The following is a 2,514-nucleotide window of genomic DNA, read 5'->3' on the forward strand; positions in this document are numbered from 1 at the left end:
GTGAGCTTGCTTGGAGCGGAAACACGCTTCGTAGATGTCGACGGCGTCCGTACCAGGACAATTCAGGCAGGGGAAGGTCCGGACCTCATTCTCCTGCACGGGGGAGGCGGTCACGCCGAAGCCTTCGCCCGCAATGTGACGGCGCTGTCGCGTCATTTCCGAGTGCATGCGCTGGACCTGTTGGGTCACGGTCTCACCAGTGGTTGTGAGGTCGCCCCGAACCGTAAGGACTATGTCAGTCACCTACTCGGATACATGGACCAGGAAGGCATCGACCGAGCCCACCTGGTNGGCGAGTCGTTAGGAGGTTGGATCGCGGCGTGGACTGCGTTGGAACATCCCGACCGTGTCGACCGGTTGATCTACGTGTGCGGCGCGCGGTTGACGCTAGAGGTCGGCGCCGATGCCGAGGCTCGCACCGCTGCCGGGCGCGCAGAGCTTGCCCGGGTCACCCGGCAATTCCTGGCTGACCCGAGTCCGGCGAATGTGCGGGAGAGGATGGCGTGGCTTTTCCACCACCCTGACCGCGACCTGACCGATGAACTGGTGGCGCTGCGGTGGGCGCTTTACCAGAGCGAAGAATCGCGGTCGGCACTGACGAACGCGACGGCGCCGCCCTCAGCGGCGACTGCTGAGGACAATCTCACGGCTGAGCGATTGACCAGCTTGACCAGGCCCACGCTCGTGCTGTGGACGAGTCACAATCCCTCGGCGACGGTGGAATTCGGACGGCGGGCAGCCGAGCTAATTCCCGGCGCTGAATTCGCATTGATGGAGGATTGTGGCCATTGGCCGCAGTGGGAACGGCCGGAAGAGTTCAACCAAATCCTCACCAACTATCTTCAAGGTGATCGCGAGTCCCGAGGGCAACGTTGATGGAGACAATCGGTTCCAAAACCGGCCCGGCGCTGCCGATAGACTCCTCGGCCTTCTACGACGAGGCGGTGTACCAGCGGGAACTCGACTCCATCTTCAAGCGGTCGTGGCTNTTCGTCGGCCACGAGTCCATGATCCCCAAGCCCGGTGACTTCCGCACAACCTATATGGCCGACGACGCCGTGATCGTATGCCGGGACAAGGAATCTCGTGTTCGTGTGCTGCTGAACAAATGTCGGCACCGGGGCAATAAAGTCTGTCAGTTCGACATGGGCAACGCGAACATCTTTCACTGCAGCTATCACGGCTGGAGTTACGACACTGCCGGACGGCTGCGCAGTGTTCCGCTAGCCGAGAGCGCCTACGGGCCGCAGTTNGATAAGGCCAGCATGGGCCTCGTCTCCCCCCGGGTAGCTACNNACAAAGGACTTATCTTTGCTTGCTGGGATGACNCGGCGCCGCCGCTGGAAGAATATCTGGGGGAGGGCCTGCTGTGGTACCTCGACAACTTTCTACTCGACTGTGACCCCAACGGCCTGCAGGTCGTTCCCGGCCTGCACCGCTACCTCATGCCCGTCAACTGGAAGTTGTTGGCCGAGAACTTCGGCGGCGACCAGTATCACTTCGCTGCCACTCACGGATCGGTTTCCGCACTGTCGAAAGCTGGGCAGACTGCCCGCATCAACTTTTCGATAGACGAGGGGCAGCACTACAGCGTGGTTCTCGACGGCTGCGCGCCCCATGGGTTGCTGCAACTGGCAGTCGGTAAGAATTTCTATCAGGACGATCTCGCCCAAGCCGAAACGCTGGGTACCGAAGCAGTCGACTGGCTAACCGAGCGGCAGCGCCTGCAAGACGAGCGGTTGGCGACATCCCCCGTGCAGCCNTACAGCTTTCACGTAGCCAATATCTTCCCAAACTTCAGCATGATTGGCATGGGCACGGCNTTTTACGGTCGGGGATTCATCATGTGGCAGCCTCGGGGACCGCGGTTGACCGAGGTTTGGGAGTGGTGTNTGGTGGAAAGCTCCGCGCCCCGTGCTGTCAAGGAACGNATGGTCTTCCTCTTGAGTCAGCGGCAATCGGCGGCCGGTCTCGTGACGCCCGATGATCACGAAAACTTCGAACGATTGTCTGACGCCCTTGACACCGGAGTCGCCCGGGATGTGCCGTTCAACTACTCACTCGGCGAGGACGTCGAACCAATGGAGTCGCTGGTTGCGGAGTTACCCGGCAATGTCAGGCCGCAGATCAGCGAAGCCTANCAGCGCGAGTTCTATCGGCACTGGCACCGAACTATGACGGAGCCGGCCTAGCCATGGAGACCAGCCAGTTGGACGTGGAACTGCGGCTGCGAATAAACGAATTCTATGCGCGGGAGACCATGCTTCTCGATGATGGGCGGCTGGACGAGTGGCTGGGCTTATTGGCGCCGGATGTCAGATACACGATGCCATTCCCAGAGTCCAGCACGCATCCGGTCGACGATGATGACGGCCTACCGCCGTTTCTGTTGTTCAACGACGACTACGAATCGCTGAAGCTGAGAATTGCCCGGCTGGCTACTGGGCTCGCTCCCGGGGAAACTCCACGCACGATCACTCAGCGCATTGTCAGCGACATCCTGGTCACCGATGT

General features: G+C 60.8%; 3 protein-coding genes. All 3 read left to right on the forward strand.

All coding sequences use genetic code 11. The annotated features are described in order from the left end of the window. Positions 1-876, forward strand: a complete 876-nt coding sequence (locus tag H7J06_RS32040; RefSeq protein WP_443678429.1) for an alpha/beta fold hydrolase — start codon at positions 1-3, stop codon at positions 874-876. Next, the gene (locus H7J06_RS32045; RefSeq protein ID WP_264044073.1) at positions 876-2,192 is read left to right on the forward strand and encodes an aromatic ring-hydroxylating oxygenase subunit alpha; all 1,317 of its coding nucleotides are present in this window, start codon (positions 876-878) and stop codon (positions 2,190-2,192) included. The genes H7J06_RS32040 and H7J06_RS32045 overlap by 1 nt, the downstream gene beginning before the upstream one ends. Before the next feature lie 2 nt (positions 2,193-2,194). Further along, positions 2,195-2,514: aromatic-ring-hydroxylating dioxygenase subunit beta (locus H7J06_RS32050; protein ID WP_275080177.1), on the forward strand; the 320-nt coding region annotated here is incomplete at its 3' end.

Source organism: Mycolicibacterium hodleri (genome assembly GCF_025822245.1).
In the GTDB taxonomy this organism is placed as follows: Bacteria; Actinomycetota; Actinomycetes; order Mycobacteriales; family Mycobacteriaceae; genus Mycobacterium; species Mycobacterium hodleri.